We start from the raw sequence: 20,719 nt of genomic DNA, 5'->3' as shown, positions 1-20,719 counted from the left end.
CGGCCGGGCCGGGGCGGGGCGCGGCTCTCGTCGAGCGGGTGATCGGTGTCGTACGTCGCGCGCTGCCGGCCGAAGCCCGTGGCGGGCGGATCCCCTTCGCAGAAGTGGTGGCCGTGGACGCGGGGCCCCGGCCATCGACCGGCTCGTGGCCCGGGCCGGACGCCGGCTTTGAGGGATCCGGCGGAGGCAGCCGACCGGGTCGGCCGGAAGGGGGACCGCCGGAAGGGGACCGCCGGGGGTCAGGATGCGTCGGGGGCGTAGTGGCCGGCGTACGCCCGGAGGCGGGGAGCGAGCGGGCTCGCGGCGCTGGCGGAGTGCGCCTGCATCCACAGCTCGTTCGCCACGACGAAGCGGTACGCGAACTCCTCGAAGGTGTCGGCGCACGGCATCAGCGAGGAGGCCGCCGCGGCCCGGACCTCCTCGGCCGGCTCCCCCTGCGCCCACCGGCCGGCGGACTCCGGTTCCGGGTGCGAGAAGGCAACGGCACGGGCCCGGCGCTCAGGCGCGGGCCCTGGGCGCCGGGCCCTGTCTCAGGGGCCTCGGATGTTTCCTCGCAGGGCTCGGGCGCGCGCTTCCATGGCCGGAGCGGCACCGGGCTTCATGGAGTCCCTGCGGGCAGCACGGGGGTGAGAGTGCCAGGGAGGGAGTCCGGGTCGTCTCCAGGTAACGGAGGTAGACCCGGTGCCAACTGCCCGCGTCGTAGGGGTGGATGATGACGGGTTCTGCGGCGGCCATGCCCCGGTCGGCCGTGGTGATGAAGGGGAAGCGGTGCCGTGCGGCAGCCACTCTCGGGTCCGTCCACGGCAGGAATGTGACCGAGGGGTTCACCCACAACCGTGCCACGCCGTCGTCGGCAGCGGTGTCGGCGTCGGCATCCCGGGCCAGGAACTCGTGTGCGGCCAGCCAGGCGGCCTCGCCGCGCACCTCGTCGACGGAGCGCTGCAGTCTTGTGGCGCAGTCGACGAAGTCGAGGTGGGCGGGGCCGTCGTCCTGCAGGGAGCGGGCGATGAACATCAGCACGTCCGTCGTGACGGAGCCGTCGGCGGGGCCTCCCCTCGCGCCGAGGCCGTCGGCCTGGAGGCGGCGCAGGAAGGGGGCTGCCAGAGTCGCCGGGCCGGTGAGGATGTCCCAGTCGCAGGTGCAGGGGCAGGCGCAGGGGCAGGGGCGCGTGGTCGTGCCCGCGCGACCGTCCGGCCCGGGATCGCTGTGCGGCAGCCGGCCGCGGGGCGGTGGCGTGGACATGGTCGGCGTGGACATGGTCCTTGGGCAGGGTGAGCCCTGTCGTGCGCTGTCGGACATCTCGTCTCGTTTCGCAGGGCGGCCGAACCGCCGGCCTGCTGGCCGCGGGCGGCGGTGAGAATCTTTAGCGACACCGCTTGCGGTGGCGGTTCCGGAGGCAATCTGCGGCGGATCCGGCGCGGAACGTGATCCACAATTCAACATTTCCGGATTCGCGGCCGACTCCGCGGGAATTCAGAAATCAGACCGGCGCCTGACACCCGTCGGCACGATCCGGCAATGTACGGATTGCCGGGGTTTTTGCCACCTGCTTTCATGCGCAGATTGCCGGGGTTTTAATGGGTTCGGCAGCGACTGTTCGTTCGGTAGCGCATTCCGCCGTCCGGCACCCGGGCAGGCGTCACGCTGCGGCGTCCGGGAGGTGCGGCCGGGGGGCTCCGAGCGGTTCTGCGTTCAGGGATGCCGGTACGCCGGCGCCTCCGGCGGCGCCGCGGCCGGAGCGCCCGATGGCGTCCACGTGACCGGACAGAACCTGCTCGAAGCGCTGCTGGCGTCTCAGCTCAAGGGCGTCCACGCGCCACAGACCTGCGGTCCCGGATGACATCCAGGCAGTGCAACCTGTGCCCAGAACGGTGGAAATGAGCACGATCCACAGGAAGAGGTCTCCCACGGCCGACCTTTCGAAGGCTGGAGGCGTACGGGGCGCACACGTCGGCGCCCTCGGCAGTCGGTGGGCATAACGCAGGGGCATATGCGCGGTTGCGCCTTGTCCTCCGGTTGCAGTCATGCGCACATTCCACCCCCTTATCGTTTCGGCCGTTTTCCCGATATACGTGAGGGGGCGGGGCGGCGGAGCTGTCGCGGCGGCGGCCGGGACGGGTGCCGTACGCCGAGAAAAGGATTCACCTGCAGCGGGACTTGTGCCGGAACAGACAGGGGCGGCCGGCCGACGCCCACGCATTCACACCATCACCCGGATGGCGCATACCCTCACCAAGATCGGCAGCGTTTACGGAATATGACAACAGCAAAGCCCTTCTCCTTCTCCCCCGGGACTTCGGAAGAAGGAGGGCGAGGAGGCGGCTTTCACACCGGGACCACTCGGATCGGAAAGTGGACTTTCACTCCGCGCCCAGCAGAATCCAGCGGATCCGAGAACGCAATGCTGGAACACGAAAACCAGGAAGTCGAGCTGAGATTCTCCTCCGCGGCCTTCGAGGACTTCCTCCATACGATGAGGAGGATCCAGGCCGAGTTCGAACGGGGGCTGGGGCCGGAGGGCCTCGGGCCTGCCGCGGCTGCCGCCGTCGATCGCTCGGACGGCCTCTCCCGTGTATGAGCCGCACGAGCACCCCGACCCGCACGGCCCTCAGCCCCAGCAGGACACCGCCGTGCTCTGGCGCCGGTCGGACCCGGCACAGCAGCGCCCTGCGGCGGAGCAGCCCGGGTGGTCCCATGAAGTCGATGGGGGGTGGGATCCGGCGGAGGAGCTCGCCGGCCTACTGCAGGAGAGCTCCGCGCCCGGACCGTTCGGCCCCTCCCCCTACGGCGACGCGGTGGGACCGGCGAGCAGCATGGGCCACGGCACGGGGGTGAAGCACGCCACCGCCGAGGGCCGGCCCAGACAGACCTCCGGCGGGCACCGCCGGGGTGTGCCGCGGTCGCTGGCGGCGACGCTGCTGCGCACGGGCAGCACGTGCACCGCTGTGCTGGTCGCCGTCATCGCCACCCTGGTGAGCATCCTCAGCGGGCTGGCCATCTGCGACACGCTGCGCCACAGCGCCGGACTGCACACGGCCCGCGGCGTGGTGGGCTGGTGGCCCCTGCTGGTCTACGGCCCCTGGATGGCCGCTTCCCTGTCCATCCTCAGATCTGCGCTGCACCAGCGCCGCGCGCTTCACTCCTGGTCGATGGTTCTGCTGTTCTCCACTCTGGCCACTCTCCTGTGCGTGGCCCAGGCACCCAGGACTCTCGCCGCCGGAATGTCCTCCGCGCTCCCTGCCGTCGCGACGCTGGCCTGCTTCCAGCAGCTGGTACGGCAGATCACCCTCACACGGCCTCCCCGCCAGGCCGCTCCGAGACACCGGAACCCGCAGAACCATACGCTCAGGTCCGGGCATGCCTCCGCGGACTGGACCGGTCCGGCCGGCGGCCGTCCCGGGTACTCCGGGGCCGGCCGGAGCGGCCGGCCCTCGTCCGGCAGTCGGGGGCTGGGGTACGGCGCCTGACGGCCGTGCCGGTGAGGCGGTCCCGCGGGCGCAGGCCGGCGCCGCCGGCCCCGAACCGGCGAGACGGAAGGGGCCCCGGCGCACTGCGGCCGTCCGCCGGGCACGGGGCTGCGCGGTCCCGCCGTGCACGGGCCGGACGCTCAAGGCCGTACTGCCGGTGGTGCCGGTGGTGCCGGTGGTGCCGGTGGGACGGGGTGCCCGACGCAGCGCAGGGGCGTTCACCACGGCCGGCCATCGGGGGTGGGCTGCGCCTCCTGGCGGGCTGTCGCGGAGGAGGAAGCCCGGGGCAGCCGCTGACTTCCTGGACAAATCCGCTCCTTCCCACGCGTAAAAGGGTGCCTGCCTGCACCTTTGAAACGAAGATCGAAAGCGATAGTCACGGGCCTTGCGCACATCGGGCACGTCTGCGCCGCGGCCCCTCGGGCTCCGCGTCACAGCCCGGGGCCGGTGCCGGTCCCGCAGCCGGGGCGCCTGCGGGCGGCCGGACCGAACGGATCCGGGAGCCGGGCAAGCGCCTTCCCTCCACCGCCGCATCCACTACGAAAGGAGCCACACAGCATGGCTTACGAACTGACCCGTACCGAACGGATCCACTACAAGCGGCTCCAGGATGCCGCCTTCCAGGCCGGTGAAGAAGCTGTCACCAACCTCAAGACCGCGCTCGCGCTCGCCGGCCTGACCCTTCCTTCGCTGTGCAACGACGGCCCGGTGGCCGGCCACGGCTTCGTCCGGCTCGGAGGGTGCAACGCGGCCTTCGCCAATCAGCTCGCCGAGGTCATCACCGCCGGGGCCGGGGCCCGGGCCCGTTCCCTGCAGAGCCGGCCCTGACCTTGGGGAGCACAGGCCCACGTGCCCCGCCTGCCCAGCAGGGGTGGGCTTCGTGCGGCCCTCTGCCGTCGGGGAGGGGGAGGGCCGCCGCGTGGACGTGGTGCTCCCCCGGCGCAGTGGTCCGCGGGTCAGCCGTCCGCGGTCTGGGCCAGGGGATACGGGGCGGTGTCCGCGGGCGGGGCGGCGGACGGGACGCGCGGGGCCGCCTCGATGCGGTCCGCGACCGGCTGGGGCGGGGTCTTGCGGTCGTGCCGCCGTGCGAAACACCGCCGCGTGAAACCCCGCCGTGCGGGGCGGCACGACTCTGTAGTGTGAACGCTTCTTCGAGATCAACTCGAATGTTCGACCAATACTTTGGGGGGCCGGTGCGCAGTCGCCGACTTGTTGTTTCCGCTGCCGTGATCGCGGCAGGCGTCGGGTTCGTGCCGGGAGGCGCGGCCCAGGCCGCGGGACCGTCCGCCGACGGAGCCCACGGCGTCACCTCGTCCAGGGACCTGCTCAGGAGCGCCGCGAACGCGTTCACCTTCAGCAGCCCGGCCGACCGGTCGGTGCTGATGCTCGCGCAGGCCGCCGGGAGCAAGGCCGCGGCCGCTCCGCAGGGGACGGGTGCCGCGGCGGGCGCCGACCTCACGGTCGGCCTCGGCGGCACGGCCACCAGCGCCCGGACGATCGACCTGAAGTCGGAGATCACCAGCAGCCTGGGCACGCCGCTCACGGTCGTGATCGACTGGGGCGACGGCACGTCCGGCAGCGAAGTCACCGGCGGCAGCGGGAGCATGACCTCCCACCACACCTACGCCGAGGTGGGCAGCTACACGGTCAAGGTCACCGTGTACGGTCCCGACGGCGCGAACGGCCCCTCGGCGACCAACGAGATGCCGTTCGTCACCCCGGGCTCGGAGTTCACCCCGCACAGCCCCACCCGTCTGCTCGACACCCGGGACGGCACGGGCGCCGCGCAGGCCGCCCGGGTGCCGGCGTGGGGCGAGGCCCGCGTGAAGGTCGCCGGGAACCACGGCATCCCGGCCGGCGTCGCCGCCGTGGTCCTCAACGTCACCGTCACCAACACCAGGGCCGCCGGTCACGTCCGCGCGTACGCCGACGGCACCGAGCGTCCGACCACGTCGAACGTGAACTACGCGGCCGGTGACTCGGTACCGAACCTGGTCATCGTGCCGGTCGGCGAGAACGGCCACGTGAACCTGTACAACAGCGGCGAGCAGGACGTCGACCTGATCGCCGACGTGACCGGCTACTTCACCCGGACGTCCGCCAACGGCTACACTCCGATGGCCCCGACGCGTTTCGTCGACACCCGCGAGGGCCTCGGCACCGTCCGGGGGCCGGTCCCCGGACAGAGCCGGTTCGGCGTCCAGATCACCGGCACCCGCGGCGTCCCGGCCGGCGCGAAGGCCGTGGCGCTCAACGTGACCGTCACCAACCCGCGGGCCGCCGGCCACCTGACCGTCTTCCCCAGCGGCCAGGCCACGCCGAACACCTCCAACCTGAACTTCAGCGGCGGCCAGACCATCGCCAACGCGGTCATCGTCCCCGTCGGACCGGACGGGAAGATCAACATACGCAACGGCGGCTGGGACCCGGCCGACGTCATCGTCGACGTCGTCGGCTACTACAGCCCCGACAGCGCGAGCGCCTACATCCCGGTCCGCCCCAAGAGGGACCTCGACACCCGCGACCCCGCACAGTGGCCCTCCGGGCCCCTGAAGCCCTACCGCTACATCTACTCGACCTACGGCGAGGAGAACACCACCGCCACCGCCATGGTGCTGAACACCACGGTCACCAACACCGGCGGCGCCGGGCACCTCACGGTCGCCCCCGACCCCAACGCCCTGTGGCAGTACGAGAACAAGACGCACACCCCGCCGGTCGCACCGAACTCCTCGGCCCTGAACTGGACGGCCGGCAAGACCGTGCCGAACCTGGTCCAGGCAAGCCTCGGCGCCCACGGCATCGTCGACTTCTTCAACCGCAGCGGCAACAACACCGACCTCGTCATCGACATCTTCGGCGTCTACGACCGGCACTGAGCGAGCTGCGACGGCCGCCCCGCCACCCCTCCTGCGAGGTCCCGGAAGGGGTGGCGGGGCGCCGCGGTGCGGCGCTGCCCGGCGCGGGTGCGGGCGCGGGTGCGGGTGCGGTGCGGGTCAGGGTGCAAAGGGCAGGGGCGAGCCGGGGTGTACACACGGTTCCGTGCGGGCGCCCGGCCGGTTCGCCGGCGTGAGTGCGCGGGTGCGCCCGGCGCCCGTACCCAAGGCCGTGGCGGGCGGATCCTAGCCCCTCTGACCAGCAGTTGCCGTCACGTTAGCGGATCCGGAGCGACGGGCTCAACATTCCTTCCTGCCGTTTGCCTGCCGCCCTGCGAGCGTGCACACTTGCGCGAAATTCCGGTCGGGCGCAGCGCCGCACCCCCCATGACGGATGTGCCCGGGACCGGCGCCCGGGTCGTCAGCAAGCCACACAGGAGCACGTGTTGAGTAGACCTGGTACCGCCCGTCAGCAGGATCTGCGAGCGCTCAGCGACGGCGAGCTGTGTGCCCTGTTGCGGGGGCACACCTCGGACTCCGGCACGGCGGTCAGCGATGTGATGGACGAGGTGTTCGCCCGTCACCATCCGTCGGTGCTCGCGTACGCCCGTACGTGCTGCCGGGACCTCTCCACCGCCCAGGACCTCGCCGCCGAGGCTTTCGCCCGTACCTACCGGGCCATCGCCTGGGGTGCCGGGCCCGAGTACGCCTGGCGGCCGTACCTGCTGACCTGTGTGCGCCGCCTGGCGGCCGTGTGGGCGCGCGAGGCCTCCCGTACGCGGCTGTCGGACGATTTCGAGGAATGGGTCGGCCGGCTCTCCGACGGTGCGGACGCCGAGGACGCCGTCTTCTCGGCGGAGGAGGAATCGCTGGTCCTGCACGCCTACCGGTCGCTGCCGGAGCGCTGGCAGGCGGTGCTGTGGCACTCCGTCGTCGAGCACGAGCCGGCGGCCGAGACCGCGGCACGCCTGGGGATATCGGCGGGGGGTGTCGGTTCCCTGGCCGCGCGGGCCCGGGAGGGTCTGCGGGAGGCGTACCTGCGCGCTCACCTGGACCGGAGTGCGAGCGATGAGTGCAAGCACTACGGGGGGCAGATCGCCGCCAGGCTGCGCCGGCCGGGCACGCGCCTGACCCGGGACCTCGGCCGCCACCTTCAGGGGTGCGCCGGCTGTGCGCAAGCCGAGCGGGACCTGCGCGCCGTCAACGGCCGTCTGGGGGTGCTGCTGCTGGGTGGCATCCTGCTGTGGAACCCCGCCTCGTTCCTGCCGGCCCTGGGAGGGGGCGGTGCGCAGCTGGCCGCCGCGGGCACGCTGAGCGGGACGCAGCTCGCCGGGGCCAAGGCCGGCGCGGTGAAGTGGGCCGCCGCGGCAGCGGTGGCGGGGACGGCGGCCACCGTGGCCGTCCTGCTGCCGGCCGACTCCGAGGGCAGGGGGTCCGGGCAGGTCGCGGCTCCCGTCAGTACGTTCGCGGTACCGCGCGGCCCGCTTGCGCAGGCCACACCGATCGCGGCCATCGGGTCGGCGGCCTTCGCCTCCGCCCCCGCCGTGCGGCTCCCTTCGCCCTCGGCTTCCGTCACCGCCTCGGCCTCCCCGGTGCCGCCTTCTGCGTCGCCCTCGACGGATCGCGCCGGTGCCGGCAGCGCCCTGGTCAATGTGGCCTCGGGGCTGTGCGTCGGCGGCGGCGGCGGCCGGGTGCAGCTGGAGCCGTGCACCGGGAAGGCGGGGCAGAGGTGGGAGCGGCTGCCCGAGCGTCGCGGCACCTACCAGTTGCGCAACGCGGCAACCGGCAGCTGCCTGGACGGGACCGCCGGCGGCGGGAACACCGTCGGGGTCACCCTGCGCGGCTGCCGGGCCGACGGGGAGCGGGGGACGCAGCTCTGGCGGTTCGAGCAGGACATGTACCCCGGCACGTACCGCGTCTGGTTCGTGCCGAAGGTCCCCGCCAGCGACTACGCCGACCATCTGCTGGGCCCGCGGAACTGGCCGAAGGCCGATCCGCCGCGTCCGGGGTCGGAGATGGTGCACCTGCCGAACTACTACAACTCGGTCAACCTGCTCTTCGCCCTGCGGTGAGCGTGCGGTCGGGGCGGGGGTCAGGTCACCAGGTGCAGGGAGGTCTGCGCGATGCCCAGCCGGATGCTCTGGCCCCAGGTCAGTTGCAGGGCGTCGGACTCCATTCCGTCGCCGAAGACCACGATCCGGTCCGATTCCACGGTCAGCCGCAGTCCTTGTCCGCGCCCGAGCTCACCGGTGACCCTGGTCGTTCCGGTCGTGGGTGAGGGCCAGGCTTCGCGGACGAACCACAGGAGCCGTTCCTCGCAGGGTGCGGGCAGTTCCGCGGTGCTGCCGCGTTCCAGCCAGAGGGAGCGCAGCCAGCCGGTGGCGCCCGTGCCGGTGCCCACCAGGACCCCGGAGGAGGCCTGGGCCTCGCCCTGGCCCCTCTCGCCGTCGGGGCCCAGGCGGTAGCGGGCCGTCTGGTGGCCGGGCGGGCCCAGGTAGATCTCGTTCAGGGCGAGGAGGCGCTGGGCGTCGTCGGCGACGGCCTCGACCATGGTGAGTTCGTCCGTCCGGCCGCCGGCGGTGGTGGCGGCTCGCAGCAGGGCGGCCGTGTCGGTGCAGCGGTGGCGGACCAGGACCCCGGGGTTGCGTCCGGGGTCGGTGTCGATGCCCACCACCGGCTGTCCGTGGAGGTATTTGGCGGTGTTGGCGACCAGGCCGTCCTGGCCGACCACGACGACCACGTCCTGCGGGGCGAAGAGGAAGCGGTCGAGGTCGGCGCGTTCCACCCGGGAGTTCCGCCAGGTCAGCGGCACCGCCGCCGCCACGTCGCGCAGTGCCTGGCGGGTGCGGTCGTGGCGGCGGGCCACCTCCTCGATCGAGCGGCCGCGGCTGGAGAGGAAGAAGGCGGCCTGTCCGTGCGTGCCGTGCCGGGCGAGGAGTTCCTCGTACTCGGTCCTGCGGTGCACGATCACCGCGCGCGGGGCCAGGCTCACGCGTCCGCTCCCCCGTCCGGGCGGCCGAGCCGGGTGAGGAGGGAGGTGAGGACGTCGGGGGAAAGGGTGAGGCTCTCGATCCGCGGCAGGTTCTCCGCCAGGCGGGTCGCGGCCAGGGCGTGCAGGGTGTCCGGGTGGGTTTCGCCGTGCACGCGCAGCCAGGCGGCCTGGGCCTCGGCGCGTGCCGCGCCGGTCTCGCGTGCCGCTTCGGCGTCCGCGCGGGCGAGGCGGACCTTGCGGGCCGCTTCGGCCTCGGTCCGTACGCTGTCCGCGGCCGCCTGCTCCTCGGCTTCGCGGCGGGTGTTGATGCCGCGCTGGTCGACCAGTTGCTCCTCGCGCCGGGCCAGTTCGATCTGGCTGGCCAGCTCGTTCTCGGCGATGGCGCGTTCGCGTTCGACGGCGACGGCCCTGCGTTCGTAGGTGGCCCGGTCCGCCTCCTGCTGGATCTGCTCGCGGGCGGGGGTGCGCAGGGCGCGTTCCACCTCGGCCTCGGGGCGGATCGCGACGACCCGTACGGCCACCACCTCGATGCCGGTGGCCGGGAGTCTGGGTTCGGCGGCGAGGCCGTCGGCGACGCGCTGCCGTACGGAGGCGACGCCGTCGACCAGGGCGTCGGCCAGCGGGATGCGGGCCAGTACGTCCAGGGTGTGCTGCTGTGCGGTCTCGGTGAGGAGAGTGGCGATCTGCTCCAGGGGGGATCCGCGCCAGCTTCCGGTGTCCGGGTCGACGGAGAAGTCGAGCCGTTCGGCGGCCTGGGCCGGGTCGCTGATCCGGTGGGTGACGGTGGCCTGCACGGTGACGTCCTGGAAGTCGGCCGTGCGGGCGTGGAACGCCATGGCCAGTTCCCGGTCGTCGACGGGCACTTCGGACAGTGCCGCCGACAGGGACCGGTACCAGAAGCTGAGGCCCCGGCCGTCGTGGACGAGCCGGCCGCGCTTGTGGTGGCGGATGTGGGCGGTGGGCGCGGAGCGCAGATGGCGCCAGCCCAGGCGCCGGGTGACGTCGGCCATGGCGAACCCCCTTCATTTCGTCAGAACGACGATAACCGGAGGCCCTCATATCGTCAAGATGACGAGAAAAGCTGCCGGGGGTTGCGGACGGCCGCACCCCCGGCAGCAACGCCCGGAGGGCGGCCCGGAGGGCGGCCCGGCGACGAGGGCTCCGGCTGATCGTTTGCGAACCGGACCGGACCCCCGCGCACGGCTCGGGGCGGGAACGGAGCGTGATCTTCGGTTTCCGTAGGGTCGAAGGGCGCGGGCAGGGGATCAAGGGCGCCCTATCCGCACCTTAAGGGACGGATAACAGCGGCTGCGGCAGCCCCCGGAGGGCCGTGCGAGGTGTGAACCGCGCTTAGGGTCACGGGTGTTGACCGAGGCACTTCCGATGCCGCCGCTGCACCGGCGGATCGGCTTTACCAAGAGGTTTCTGATGTCCCGAAAGCGAATTGCCCTGGCCTGTGCGGCCGTGGTCGTCGGGGTCGGCTCCGTCGTCGTCCCCGTGACCGCCAATGCGGGAGAGGAGCAGGACGGCCTCGCCGCCGCCTGCCGCGTCGCGGACCGGGCCACCGTGTGGTGGGCGTCCGGCGAGGTCTCCCTGACCAACAAGGGGGACCGGCCCGTACGGGACTGGACCGCCGAGTTCGACGTGTCGCAGGGGCAGGTCACCCTCGACAACCCCTGGGCGTACGAGCTGCGCCAGGACGGCGCGCACGTCACCGTCAAGCCGGTCGCCGACCGCGCCGACGTGGCCGCCAAGGGCAGCCGGACGCTCAAGGTCGGCATCAACCCCGCCGGCAAGGGCCTGCCCCGGATCACCGGATGCCGCGTGAACGGACCGTCGGGCAACGGGGGTGACAGCGGCACGAACACGGCCGTGCCCGCCGACAGCGGTTCCTTCGTCAAGGACGACACCGCCGTCCACCTGATGTGGAAACCGCCCGCGGGCGGTTCCGAGGTCGTGCGCTACGAGGTCTTCCAGGACGGCAAGCAGGTCAAGACCGTCAAAGACACGATGACGGACATCGAGCGGCTGGCGCCCGCCACCCGCTACGCGTTCAAGGTCCGCGCCGTCCGCGCCGACGGCCGCACCACCGGCTTCAGCAAGGACATCGTGCTCACCACGCTCGCGGCGCCCGGCCAGGACAAGGCGAAGCCGGTCGTTCCCGCGGACCTGGAGGCAACGGCCTCCGGCCCGTACCAGGCCGCGCTGCGCTGGCGTGCGGCAACCGACGACGTCGCGGTCACCGGCTACCGGATCTACCGCGACGGGGTGAAGGTCCAGGACGCGGACGCCAAGGCCACCTCGGCCACCGTCTCCGGCCTGACCCCGCGCACCGCCTACCGTTTCAGGGTGACCGCCGTCGACGCCTCCGGCAAGGAGTCCGAGCCGACCCGCGAGGCGCAGGTGACGACGGCCGCGGCCCCCGACGGGAACGGCGGCACCGCCTCTCCCGGCGACTTCGCCGCCACCACCGCCACCAAGCAGGACGGCGGTGTCACCCAGCACTACCTGAACCTCACCTGGTCCGTGCCGCAGGGCGTCGGCCAGATCACCACCTACCAGGTCCACCTGAACGGCAAGCCCGCCCAGACCTTCATGTGGGGCACCGGCGACCCCGTCCTGCCGGTGCCGACGACGAAGGGTTCGCGCGAGGTGCTCGTCGGCGCCCACCCCGGCTCGACGTACACCGTGAAGATCCGGGCGCGGCTCGGCGACGGCACGTGGGGGGCGTTCTCCCGCGAGGTGACCGTGAGGACGGGCGGCTGACCCGGCGGCCGACCCGCCCGCCTGTCCGCCCGCCCGCCCGCCTGTCTGCTGCCTGTCCGCCCGCCCGCCTGTCTGCCTGTCTGCCGTCCCGTGTGCAGGACCGACCCCATGACCAGGAGCGTCCCCCTCATGAGTACGACCCGCCCCGCCGCCGCGGCTTCCCCCGACGCGGTACGGCCCCCGGCCCGCCGCGCCGCCCTGCTGCGCCTGACCGCGCTCGTGGCCCTCCCCCTCGCCGTGACCACGCTCGGCTCGGCGCCGGCCTCCGCACACGGCTCCACCGCCGACCCGGTGAGCCGCAGCGTGGCCTGCACCAAGAACCCGAAGGCGAGTGAGGCCTGCCGGCTGGCCCTCTCCCAGAGCCCCGGTATCCCCGGCGACTGGAAGTCGATCGTGCAGGGCCGTGCCATCGACCACAGCACCCCGACCTCCTCCCCGCAGCACCGCGCCCGCATACCCGACGGCAAGCTGTGCAGCGCCGGCAACGCGCAGTTCTCCGGCCTGGACCTGGCGCGGGACGACTTCCCCTCGACGACACTGCCCGGCGGCGCCGAGTACGACCTGCGCTACGACATCAGCGCGCTGCACAACCCGTACCGCATGGAGATGTACGTCACCAAGGACGGCTACGACCCGAAGAAGCCGCTGAAGTGGTCCGACCTGGAGGACACCCCGTTCCTCAGTGCCGACAACACCGCGGCCACGGCGGCCCCTTCGGGCTTCCTCGGTGCGAAGGCGTTCACGTTCAAGGCGGTGCTCCCCGAGAAGAAGGGCAAGCACCTGATCTACACGATCTGGCACGGGCTGAAGCGGCCCGACGGCTCCTTCCAGAGCGAGGAGGCCTTCTACTCCTGCTCGGACGTCACCTTCAAGTAGGCGGACGCACCCCGGCAGTTCCCCTCCCTCGCGTCTCCCCCTCCTCTCCCCCGGGCCGGGCCCCCCTTCCCCGGCTCGGGGGCTCACCCCTGGGAGGTGGGGAGGAGGTCGGCGACGAGGACGGCGAACTCCTCGGGGCCGAGGACGCGGACGCCCAGTTCCTCGGCCTTGGCGCGCTTGGAGCCTGCCTTCTCGCCCGCCACCAGCAGGGTGGTGCGCCGGGACACCGACGAGGATGCCTTGCCGCCGGCCCGTTCGATCAGCTCGTTCATCTCGTTGCGGGACAGCACCGCGAGGGGGCCGGTCATGGAGCCGGTCACCACGACGGCCTGTCCGGCCAGCGGGCCGGCCGCCGGGTCCGCGCCGTCGCCCCCGGCGTCCCCGGCGTCGCTGTCGGTCCCGGCGGCGGGCTTCTGCGGTTCGGTGACCTGCGTGCCGACCTGCTGGTCCTGCAGCTTGTCCAGGAGCGGGCCGAGCTCGACGAGCTCGGCCGCGATGACGCGGGCCTTCTCGGTGCCGATGCCGTCGACCCCGGCGAGCGTGTCGGCGTCGGCGGCCCGGATCGCTGCCATCGAGCCGAAGTGCGCGGCGATCCGGCGGGACATCGTGCGTCCGGTGCCACGGACGCCGAGGGCGCAGAACACCCGGTTCAGTGCGGCCCCGCGGGCGGTCTCGATCGCGGCCAGGAGGTTGGCGGCGCTGGTCTGGCCCATCCGCTCCAGGCCGAGGAGCTGCTCGCGGGTCAGTGTGAACAGGTCGGCGATGTCCTTGACCAGACCGGCCTCCACCAGCTGGATCGCGCGGGTGCCGCCGAGGCCTTCGATGTCGAGCTGGTCGCGGCCGGCCGCGTAGACCACCGAGGCCACGGCCTGACAGCTCCGGCCGCGCACGCACCGCCAGCGCTGCTCGGAGGTGTCGATGGCGTCGCCGCAGCGGGGGCACGCCTCGGGGAAGACGACCGGGCTCTCGGCGCCGGTGCGCCGGTCGGCCAGGGGTGCCTCGACCCGGGGGATCACGTCGCCGGCCCGGTAGACGAAGACCTGGTCGCCGACCATGAGCCCGCGGCGGGTGATGTCGGACGGATTGTGCAGTGTGGCGTAGGTGACCGTCACCCCGTCGATGACCACGGGTTCCAGGACGGCGCGCGGGGCGATGATGCCGGTCCGTCCGACGTTCCACTCCACCGCGAGCAGGCGCGTCACCTTGTGCTCGGCCGCCAGTTTCCGGGCGACCGCCCATCTCGGGGCGCGCGAGCCGTTGCCGGCCTGCCGCTGGTCCTCGGCCGTGTCGGCCTTGACGACGACGCCGTCGATGCCGAACGGCAGGCCGGCGCGCAGGCCGGCGATCACGTCGATGCGTTCCTGCACCTGCTGCACGGTCTCGCACCGCATCGGGGCGGCGGCCGTGCCGGCGGCCGTGTTCGCGCCGAGCGCGGCCAGTTCGTCCAGGAGGGCGGCGTGGCCGAGGTCCTCCAGACCGATCGCGCCGTAGGCGAAGAAGGTCAACTCGATGCGGTAGGGGCGGTCCTTGGCCCGCAGGGTGCCGGACGCTCCGCTGCGCGGGTGCGCGAAGGGCGTGGCCTCGTGGGCGAGCCGGATCCGGTTGGCCTCCTCGAACTGTGCTGTCGTCAGCAGCACCTCGCCGCGCAGCTCGGCGTCGATCGGCTCGGCGAGGACCGGCGGCAGACCGACGACGGCGTCGGCGGCGTGGGTGATGTCCTCGCCGGCCAGGCCGTCGCCGCGGGTGAGGAGCTGGACGAGCCGGCCGTCCCGGTAGCGGGCGGCCACCGCGAGGCCGTCGAGCTTCGGCTCCACGCACCAGCCGGCCACGGGGTGCCCGAGGCGCCGTTCCAGCCCGGCGGCCCACTCGGCGAGCTCGTCGGCGTCGAAGACGTTGTCGAGGGAGAGCATCGGCACCGAGTGCGGCACATCGCCCTGCACGGCCCCGCCCGCCACCTTCCCGGTCGGCGACTGGGCGAGCACCTCGTCCGGGTGGGCCTCCTCGTAGGCCGCGATGGCGCGCAGCAGCCCGTCGTACTCGTCGTCGCCGAGCGGGGTGGTCCCGTCGCCGTAGTACGCGGCCGAGGCCGCCACGGCGGTGGTCACGGCCTCCGTGTAGGCGGCAGGGGAGAGCAGGGCACTGTTTTCCGTCATGAAGGTCATGATCCTGTCTCCCACTGACAACGCCCCGTCGCCCGGCGGGTGGTGCCTGCCGGGTGGTGCCTCGCGCATCGTGGCCTGCCGGCCTGCCTGCCTGCACGGACGGTGCTCGTTCCGGCATGTGGCCCGGTTCGTGCCGGGTGGCCCCGCGGGGGGTATGGTCGCCCGGTCACGGACGGCAGCCGGATCGTCCGTCCAGCCCGAGGGAAGCCGACATGACCGATCTGAACTCGCTGCGGGTGAGTCTTGCGTCGGGTGAGCACGAGTTCGCCGACACCCTGGCCTTCGTCGCCGCGCACTACGCGTACCGGCCGCAGGCGTTCCGCAACGGGGAGCTGGAGAACGCCGCTGGTGAGAACGAGGGTTCCTGCAAGACGCTGGGGCTGGCCCTGCTGGAGGGGCTGAGCGACCAGGAGGCCCTGCAGGCGTTCGGTGAGCACTACCGCAGCGTGCTGGCGACGCCGGACGGCACCGATCACGCCAACATCCGCAACCTCCTGGCCCACGGCCTGGCAGGGGTGTCCTTCGCCGGCCGGCCGCTGGCCCGCGCGAGCTGAACCCCGGCGGCAGCGGGTCGGACGGTACGGCGGTCGCCCCGGTCCTGCGTACGGGAGCTCGGTGGCCCTGTGGTGGGCGAGGAAGTCGCGGGTGGCCTGCCGCTCCGCCTCCGTGATCGGGGGCTGCGCACCGGCGCCGCGAAGACGGGGGTGATGACGAACCGGCCCCTGCGCGCCGTGGCCGGTGGCTGCGATGGTGGTCCTCCTGCGGGAAGGCCGCCCCGGGTCTCAGGCCAGTTGCTCGGCCGGTCCGACGATGACGCCGTCCGGGCCGCGGAGGTGGCAGAGCAGATGGCTGTCCTCGAACCGGGCGATCTCACCGGCGAGTTCACCGCCGTGGGGGTGCAGGCGGGCGACGGTGTCCTCGATGTCGTCGGCGGCGGACATGACGCGGTGGGTGCCCACGGTGTTGTGCGGCCGGTTGTACGGCCCGGCGCCGATCGCTGCGGAGCTGCGGGGCTGCGGTACTTCGCCGGTTCGGGCCGGCTCTGGCCGCCCGGGGGGCCGGAGCATCGCGATGTCGCAGCGGACGCCGTCGAGTCCGGTGCACCGGTCGGCGAAGAGGCCCTCGGCCTCTGCCCTGCCCTGCCCTGCCCTCCAGTTCCATGCCGAGTTCCACGAAGAGCGCGACGGCGGCGTCGATGTCCTCGACCATGATGCCGACGTTGTCCGTCCGCCGGAGCGCCATGCCGGTCTCTCCTTCTTCCTCGTGTTTCCTTCCTCGTGCGGCCGGAGCGCACCGGAGCCGCGTCCTCGGCCTCCCCGGCGTCCTCAGGCCCCCGAACCACGCGACCCGTGCGGCTGTTGCCCGGTCACGGCGCGGGTTCCGTCTCCATGGGTTCGACGAGAGCGGCCCGCCACTCGGGGCGCGGGTCGGCGCCGGGGCTCGTCCAGTACTCCCGCCCGCGGACGATCCGCCCGTCGCGGACGGTCCAGAACGACGCTGCGCGGAACACCCCGACGCCTTCGTGCGGGACCTCGACCTCGGAGACGACCTCGTCGCCGTCGGCGACGATCCGCAGCACACGGATCGTCCAGCCCTCCGGGTACTCGGAGTTCACCGCGACGTAGTTCCTGCCGCCCACGATGCGTTCGCCGCTGACCGGCCACTCCACGACGGCGTCCTCCGCGACCAGCCCGGCGACACCGTCCCAGTCCCGCGCCTGGATCCGGCCCCACAGCGCTTCCACCACTCTCCACGACTCCATACGCCACACCCTGCCAGACACTCGCCCGCCGGGCGCCCGGTACGGTCCCCGCCGCATTCGGGCCGGCTTCCGGCCGCCGTGCGGGGACCCTCGGGGCAGACATCCCGAGGAGACGGGCGACCACCGACTGCCGGCAGATGCTGTGCGAGCGCCGCATCGCCGCCCCGTCATGCCGGCGCCGCCGCGGTGGCCCGCACCGCACCGGACGGCCGGACCCCGGACGCCGTCAGCCCTGTGGGCCCGGCCGGAGCTTTCGCTCCCACGACCGAGCGGAGGGCGGTGTCCGGAAAGGGGCGTGACTCCTGGGCGGCGGGGTCGTTGGACGGGGAGGTCAGCGAAGTACAGGAGGGCCCCGGGGCGACCCGGGGCCCTCCTGCTGTCTGCCGCAGGTGCGCGGCCGGGCCCCCGCCCGTGCCTGTCACCTGTCCTGGGCGGTCAGGAGGAGTACCAGGGCCTTGGACCGGGTGGTTCCGAGCCCGGTGGCCACCGCCTCGGCGGACACCCCGTCGTCGCGCAGCGCACCGGCCGCCTCCCGCCCGACGCCGGCGGCGATCCGCTCCAGCACACCGACGGCGCGCAGCGCCGCCATCGGTGCGTCCGCGGCCGTGGCGGCCAGCTGCTCGGCCACCGCGACCAGGAGGGCGGCCAGCGGCTCGGGCAGCGGGGCCGCCCTGTCGCGGACGAGGGACAGGTGGGCGTTCCAGTCCGCGAGCGGTCCGGTGAGGTCGACGTCCGCCTCGTACAGAGGCCGGTCGCCGATCGCGGACCAGTCCAGCAGGTACTCGGCGGCGCCCCGCCATCCGCACGCGCACACCGCCCGGAGCGCCTCGGCGCGCGGGCCGCGGTGGTGGCGGCCGTCGTAGGCCGACCAGTGCGTGGTCGACGGCATGGTGGGGCCGCTGCCGACATCGAAGTACACCGGTCCCGGCTCACCACCGTCGACGAGGACACCCACCGCTCCCGCGTGCGCGTCCCCGAACTCCGCCGTCCACCAGTCCCATTCCACCGGCGTACCTCCCTCCGACCGTTCCCGCCGGACACCCTGCCCCGCCCCCACGCCCGGACGGCACCCCCGGCCGTCCAACAACGCGCACAGTTGCCCCGCCCGGTGCCGGCGGCCGGACGCTTCCGGGCGGGCGGCGTGGTCCGGATCGCGGGCCGGCGCGCGTGCCGTCAGCTCCTCGAACGTGGCGCGGATGCCGAGGAGTTCCTTCAGGTCCGTGAGGATCGCGCCGTGGCCGTCGCGTACGGTCGTCGTGCCGAGGGTGAGTTCGCCGGCCGTGTGGTAGGTGTCGTCCTGGACCCGGGTCCGGACGGTCTCCGCCTGTGAGCCGGTGCGGCGCCGCAGTTCGGCTTCGGCCCCCGCCTCGCACTGGCTTCGCGCGAGGTCCCGCATCTCCCGCAGTTCGGATACGGGGTACCGGTCGCGGATGCTGCGGTCCAGGAGGGCCTCCACCAGCGCGGGCGAGCCGAAGTCCACGGCCTCGCGCAGGGACGGCAGTTCGTGCGGGGCGCGCTGCCCGGCATCGGCGCCGCGCATGAGCAGCAGTTCGGTGATGTCCCCGCGGAAGGCCCGGACGGCGACGCCGAACGCCCGGGACACCTCGTCGTCGTTCCTGTCCGCCTCCAGCAGGCACTTCACCAGGAGGACGTCCCCCGCCCGGACGGCGGCGACCAGGGGAGGCTCCGCCCCGTCGTCCGCACGCCCGCTCGCATCCCTCACATCCCTCATATCCACAACGTCACTCCCCCGGCGCTGCCTGCGCTCCCGGCTCTCCGCCGTGTTCCCTGCGGTCAGTCCAGGTCCGTGCCGGTCTTCGCCTCGGCCGCCGGGTCAGGCGGGGTGACCTTGAGGTGGTAGGTGGTGTCGACCCAGAAACCGTCATGGGCCTTCGCCTTGATCTCCAGCACGTACTCGCCCGGTTGCAGGGGTGCGATGCCGGCCCAGAGGCCCCAGGTGAGGCGGCGGGTGAGCCACGGGGTGCGGAACTGCGCGGAGTATTCCCGCAGGGGCAGGTCGACGCCGTTGAGGGCGGCCGTGGCCTTGAGCACGTACATACTCTGCGGGGTCTTCGCGTAGAAGCGGTTGTGCTGCGTGTTGAGCACGGGGAAGAAGAGGGGGCGTCCCGCGGGGAGGGCGCAGCGGCGCACGACGCGCCCGCCGTAGGTGCCGGCGAGGAACCAGAGGTCGTCCGGCTGCTTCCAGCCGGCGTGTTCGCCGGTCGTGTCGCTGACCGGGCTGCGGCGTCCCGGTGCGGACAGGGCCCATCGCCACCACCGGCCCGAGAGCGCCCGGCCCTCCGCGTCCGTCAGCTTCCACTCGCTGTCGATTGATCCCCAACCGCCCATATCTCCCTCCCCTGTAGCCCTGACCTGGGCATACTCAAGCAGGCGGACCCTACAGCACCGGTCCGGAGCCCCGGGCGGGGGCCGGGGCCAGCCTTCCTGCGGGGGTGGTGGGCCCGGCGTTGCCGGCGCCGCCGAAGCGGCGGGCCGGCTTGGGTTCCCGGGCCGGGCGGCGCAGGGCCGGGGCGCGCCGCGGCCGGCCCGGGCCACCGGTCCGGCCGAGGTGGGCTCACGGGGTGAGGGACGCGAGTGTGAAGTGCCGGACGCGAAGCGGCGCGAGGAGGTAGTCGTCCTCGCCCGGCAGAACCACGGGGCGGCTGCGCCAGTGCTCTCCGGCGTAGCCGGCCAGGTCCTGCTCGCTGCGCCAGCGGCTGACGTACACCAGCGCGTCGGGCGGCGCGAGCAGGACCTCGTGGTCCACGAGCCCCGGGTAGCGGCCGGGGAACTCGCGCACCGCGGAGACGATCATGTCGTGGAACGCCTGGAACCGGTCAGGACGTACGCGTGCCTCGCTCACCCTGATGATCACGGTCCCCAGGGTGTCAGGCATCCGGGCGCGGCGCCATGGCCGCGGCGGAGGTTCCGCAGCCGGTGCGCAGGGGGGGGTGAAAGCTGCTACATGTTTCCTAGTCATTCATAGTCACCTCTGGTCGGCTGTCGCGCGCACGTTGGTCTGAAGCTTTCGGAGTGGGCCCGGCAGCAGGGCGTGAGCCACCAGACCGCGTGGCGGTGGGTGAAGGACGGGAAGATGCCCGTCCCGGTCCGCCAGGCGCCGTCCGGGACGTGGCTGGTCGATGAGCCTGCTCCGGCCGCCGTCATGGAGGCGGGGCGGGTGGTCGCGTACTGCCGCGTCCCGTCCGCCGACCAGAAAGCGGATCTTGACCGGCAGACGGCCCGGGTCGTGGCCGGAGCGAACGGGCTGGGCCTGGCCGTGGCCGAGGTCGTCACCGAGGTCGGCTCGGGGCTGAACGGCCGGCGCCGCAAGCTGCACCGGGTGCTGTCCGACCCGCAGGCCGCGGTGATCGTGGTCGAGCACCGCGACCGGCTGGCCCGGTTCGGCGTCGAGCACCTCGAAGCGGTCCTGTCGGCGTCCGGACGGCGCCTGGTCGTCCTCGACCCCACCGAGACCGCCCACGACCTCGTAGGGGACATCACCGAGGTGCTCACCTCGATGTGCGCCCCCCGGTACGGGCGGCGGGCGGCGAAGAACCGGGCCGCCCGCGCGGTGGCCGTGGCGACCGGCGAGGACGCCGGGTGAAGAAGTTCCGCCCGCAGCCCGGCTTCCGGGTGCAGGCGTTCCGGTTCGCCCTGGACCCGGGCGCCTCCCAGGAGACAGCGCTGCGCTCGCACTGCGGCGCCGCGCGCGCCGCCTACAACTGGGCCCTCGGCTGGGTGACCGCCTCCTGGCGGCAGCGCAAGGCGGAGGAGACCTACGGGATCGCCGAGGCCGAGCTGACCGGGTGACGGCCATG

The 20,719-nt window shown here is 73.1% G+C and carries 19 protein-coding genes and 1 pseudogene; 10 read left to right on the top strand and 10 right to left on the bottom strand.

Annotation, left to right across the window (positions count from 1 at the left end):
- Window positions 1-239 precede the first annotated feature (239 nt).
- Both ACIPXC_RS11820 and ACIPXC_RS11815 read right to left on the bottom strand, forming a co-directional pair.
- On the bottom strand, window positions 240-389 hold the full coding sequence (locus tag ACIPXC_RS11820) for a hypothetical protein (protein WP_401615962.1): 150 nt from the start codon (window positions 387-389) through the stop codon (window positions 240-242).
- A 109-nt stretch (window positions 390-498) separates the two neighbouring features.
- Complete coding sequence (locus tag ACIPXC_RS11815; RefSeq protein WP_401615960.1) at window positions 499-1,257, bottom strand: hypothetical protein; 759 nt, start codon at window positions 1,255-1,257, stop codon at window positions 499-501.
- Between the two features lie 1,144 nt (window positions 1,258-2,401).
- Here ACIPXC_RS11815 and ACIPXC_RS11810 point away from each other — a divergent pair.
- The 5 genes from ACIPXC_RS11810 (at window position 2,402) to ACIPXC_RS11790 (ending at window position 8,415) form a co-directional block, all read left to right on the top strand.
- Window positions 2,402-2,578 carry a hypothetical protein gene (locus ACIPXC_RS11810; RefSeq protein ID WP_401615958.1) on the top strand — a complete coding sequence of 59 codons (177 nt, stop codon included), beginning with the start codon at window positions 2,402-2,404 and terminating at the stop codon, window positions 2,576-2,578.
- The gene (locus ACIPXC_RS11805; RefSeq protein ID WP_401615956.1) at window positions 2,571-3,467 is read left to right on the top strand and encodes a hypothetical protein; all 897 of its coding nucleotides are present in this window, start codon (window positions 2,571-2,573) and stop codon (window positions 3,465-3,467) included. The genes ACIPXC_RS11810 and ACIPXC_RS11805 overlap by 8 nt, the downstream gene beginning before the upstream one ends.
- Before the next feature lie 558 nt (window positions 3,468-4,025).
- On the top strand, window positions 4,026-4,295 hold the full coding sequence (locus tag ACIPXC_RS11800; RefSeq protein ID WP_401615955.1) for a hypothetical protein: 270 nt from the start codon (window positions 4,026-4,028) through the stop codon (window positions 4,293-4,295).
- A gap of 398 nt (window positions 4,296-4,693) precedes the next feature.
- On the top strand, window positions 4,694-6,346 hold the full coding sequence (locus ACIPXC_RS11795; protein WP_401615953.1) for a PKD domain-containing protein: 1,653 nt from the start codon (window positions 4,694-4,696) through the stop codon (window positions 6,344-6,346).
- Between the two features lie 443 nt (window positions 6,347-6,789).
- The gene (locus ACIPXC_RS11790) at window positions 6,790-8,415 is read left to right on the top strand and encodes a sigma-70 family RNA polymerase sigma factor (protein ID WP_401615951.1); all 1,626 of its coding nucleotides are present in this window, start codon (window positions 6,790-6,792) and stop codon (window positions 8,413-8,415) included.
- Between the two features lie 20 nt (window positions 8,416-8,435).
- Here the strand turns inward: ACIPXC_RS11790 and ACIPXC_RS11785 are convergent, their stop codons facing one another.
- Entirely contained in the window at window positions 8,436-9,335 is a 900-nt protein-coding gene (locus tag ACIPXC_RS11785; RefSeq protein ID WP_401615949.1) for a hypothetical protein, read from the bottom strand.
- A complete protein-coding gene (locus ACIPXC_RS11780; RefSeq protein WP_401615947.1) occupies window positions 9,332-10,345 on the bottom strand; it encodes an SPFH domain-containing protein in 1,014 nt (337 codons plus the stop codon). Before ACIPXC_RS11780 ends, ACIPXC_RS11785 begins: the two co-directional genes overlap by 4 nt.
- 418 nt (window positions 10,346-10,763) lie before the next feature.
- Between ACIPXC_RS11780 and ACIPXC_RS11775 the strand changes: the two genes are divergently transcribed.
- Complete coding sequence (locus ACIPXC_RS11775) at window positions 10,764-12,101, top strand: fibronectin type III domain-containing protein (RefSeq protein WP_401615945.1); 1,338 nt, start codon at window positions 10,764-10,766, stop codon at window positions 12,099-12,101.
- 129 nt (window positions 12,102-12,230) lie between these two features.
- A complete protein-coding gene (locus ACIPXC_RS11770; protein WP_401615943.1) occupies window positions 12,231-12,977 on the top strand; it encodes a lytic polysaccharide monooxygenase in 747 nt (248 codons plus the stop codon).
- Between the two features lie 83 nt (window positions 12,978-13,060).
- Here the strand turns inward: ACIPXC_RS11770 and ligA are convergent, their stop codons facing one another.
- Window positions 13,061-15,139, bottom strand: coding sequence for an NAD-dependent DNA ligase LigA (gene ligA, locus ACIPXC_RS11765; RefSeq protein WP_401615941.1), 2,079 nt, complete (start codon window positions 15,137-15,139; stop codon window positions 13,061-13,063).
- 212 nt (window positions 15,140-15,351) lie between these two features.
- Between ligA and ACIPXC_RS11760 the strand changes: the two genes are divergently transcribed.
- Window positions 15,352-15,693: a HopJ type III effector protein gene (locus ACIPXC_RS11760; RefSeq protein WP_401615940.1), complete on the top strand. Its 342-nt coding sequence runs from the start codon at window positions 15,352-15,354 to the stop codon at window positions 15,691-15,693.
- 228 nt (window positions 15,694-15,921) lie between these two features.
- On the opposite strand, the pseudogene ACIPXC_RS11755 reads toward ACIPXC_RS11760, so the two are convergent.
- The 5 genes and pseudogenes from ACIPXC_RS11755 to ACIPXC_RS11735 all read right to left on the bottom strand — a co-directional run bounded on the left by ACIPXC_RS11755 (window position 15,922) and on the right by ACIPXC_RS11735 (window position 19,776).
- A pseudogene (locus ACIPXC_RS11755) lies at window positions 15,922-16,381 on the bottom strand (VOC family protein).
- Between the two features lie 124 nt (window positions 16,382-16,505).
- On the bottom strand, window positions 16,506-16,901 hold the full coding sequence (locus ACIPXC_RS11750; protein ID WP_401615938.1) for a nuclear transport factor 2 family protein: 396 nt from the start codon (window positions 16,899-16,901) through the stop codon (window positions 16,506-16,508).
- A gap of 418 nt (window positions 16,902-17,319) precedes the next feature.
- On the bottom strand, window positions 17,320-18,633 hold the full coding sequence (locus ACIPXC_RS11745; protein ID WP_401615937.1) for a hypothetical protein: 1,314 nt from the start codon (window positions 18,631-18,633) through the stop codon (window positions 17,320-17,322).
- Between the two features lie 62 nt (window positions 18,634-18,695).
- Complete coding sequence (locus ACIPXC_RS11740; protein WP_401615935.1) at window positions 18,696-19,250, bottom strand: hypothetical protein; 555 nt, start codon at window positions 19,248-19,250, stop codon at window positions 18,696-18,698.
- 226 nt (window positions 19,251-19,476) lie between these two features.
- On the bottom strand, window positions 19,477-19,776 hold the full coding sequence (locus ACIPXC_RS11735) for an antibiotic biosynthesis monooxygenase (protein WP_401615933.1): 300 nt from the start codon (window positions 19,774-19,776) through the stop codon (window positions 19,477-19,479).
- Window positions 19,777-19,920: 144 nt separating this feature from the next.
- Between ACIPXC_RS11735 and ACIPXC_RS11730 the strand changes: the two genes are divergently transcribed.
- Together ACIPXC_RS11730 and ACIPXC_RS11725 are read left to right on the top strand one after the other, a co-directional pair.
- Window positions 19,921-20,505, top strand: coding sequence for an IS607 family transposase (locus tag ACIPXC_RS11730; RefSeq protein WP_401616167.1), 585 nt, complete (start codon window positions 19,921-19,923; stop codon window positions 20,503-20,505).
- The gene (locus ACIPXC_RS11725) at window positions 20,502-20,711 is read left to right on the top strand and encodes a helix-turn-helix domain-containing protein (protein ID WP_401615931.1); all 210 of its coding nucleotides are present in this window, start codon (window positions 20,502-20,504) and stop codon (window positions 20,709-20,711) included. The genes ACIPXC_RS11730 and ACIPXC_RS11725 overlap by 4 nt, the downstream gene beginning before the upstream one ends.
- Window positions 20,712-20,719: the final 8 nt, after the last annotated feature.

The organism is Streptomyces sp. NPDC090021, from assembly GCF_044748225.1.
Classification (GTDB): Bacteria; Actinomycetota; Actinomycetes; order Streptomycetales; family Streptomycetaceae; genus Streptomyces.
Note: the sequence above shows the minus strand (reverse complement) of the source record. Positions and strands in the feature narration are given on the sequence as shown.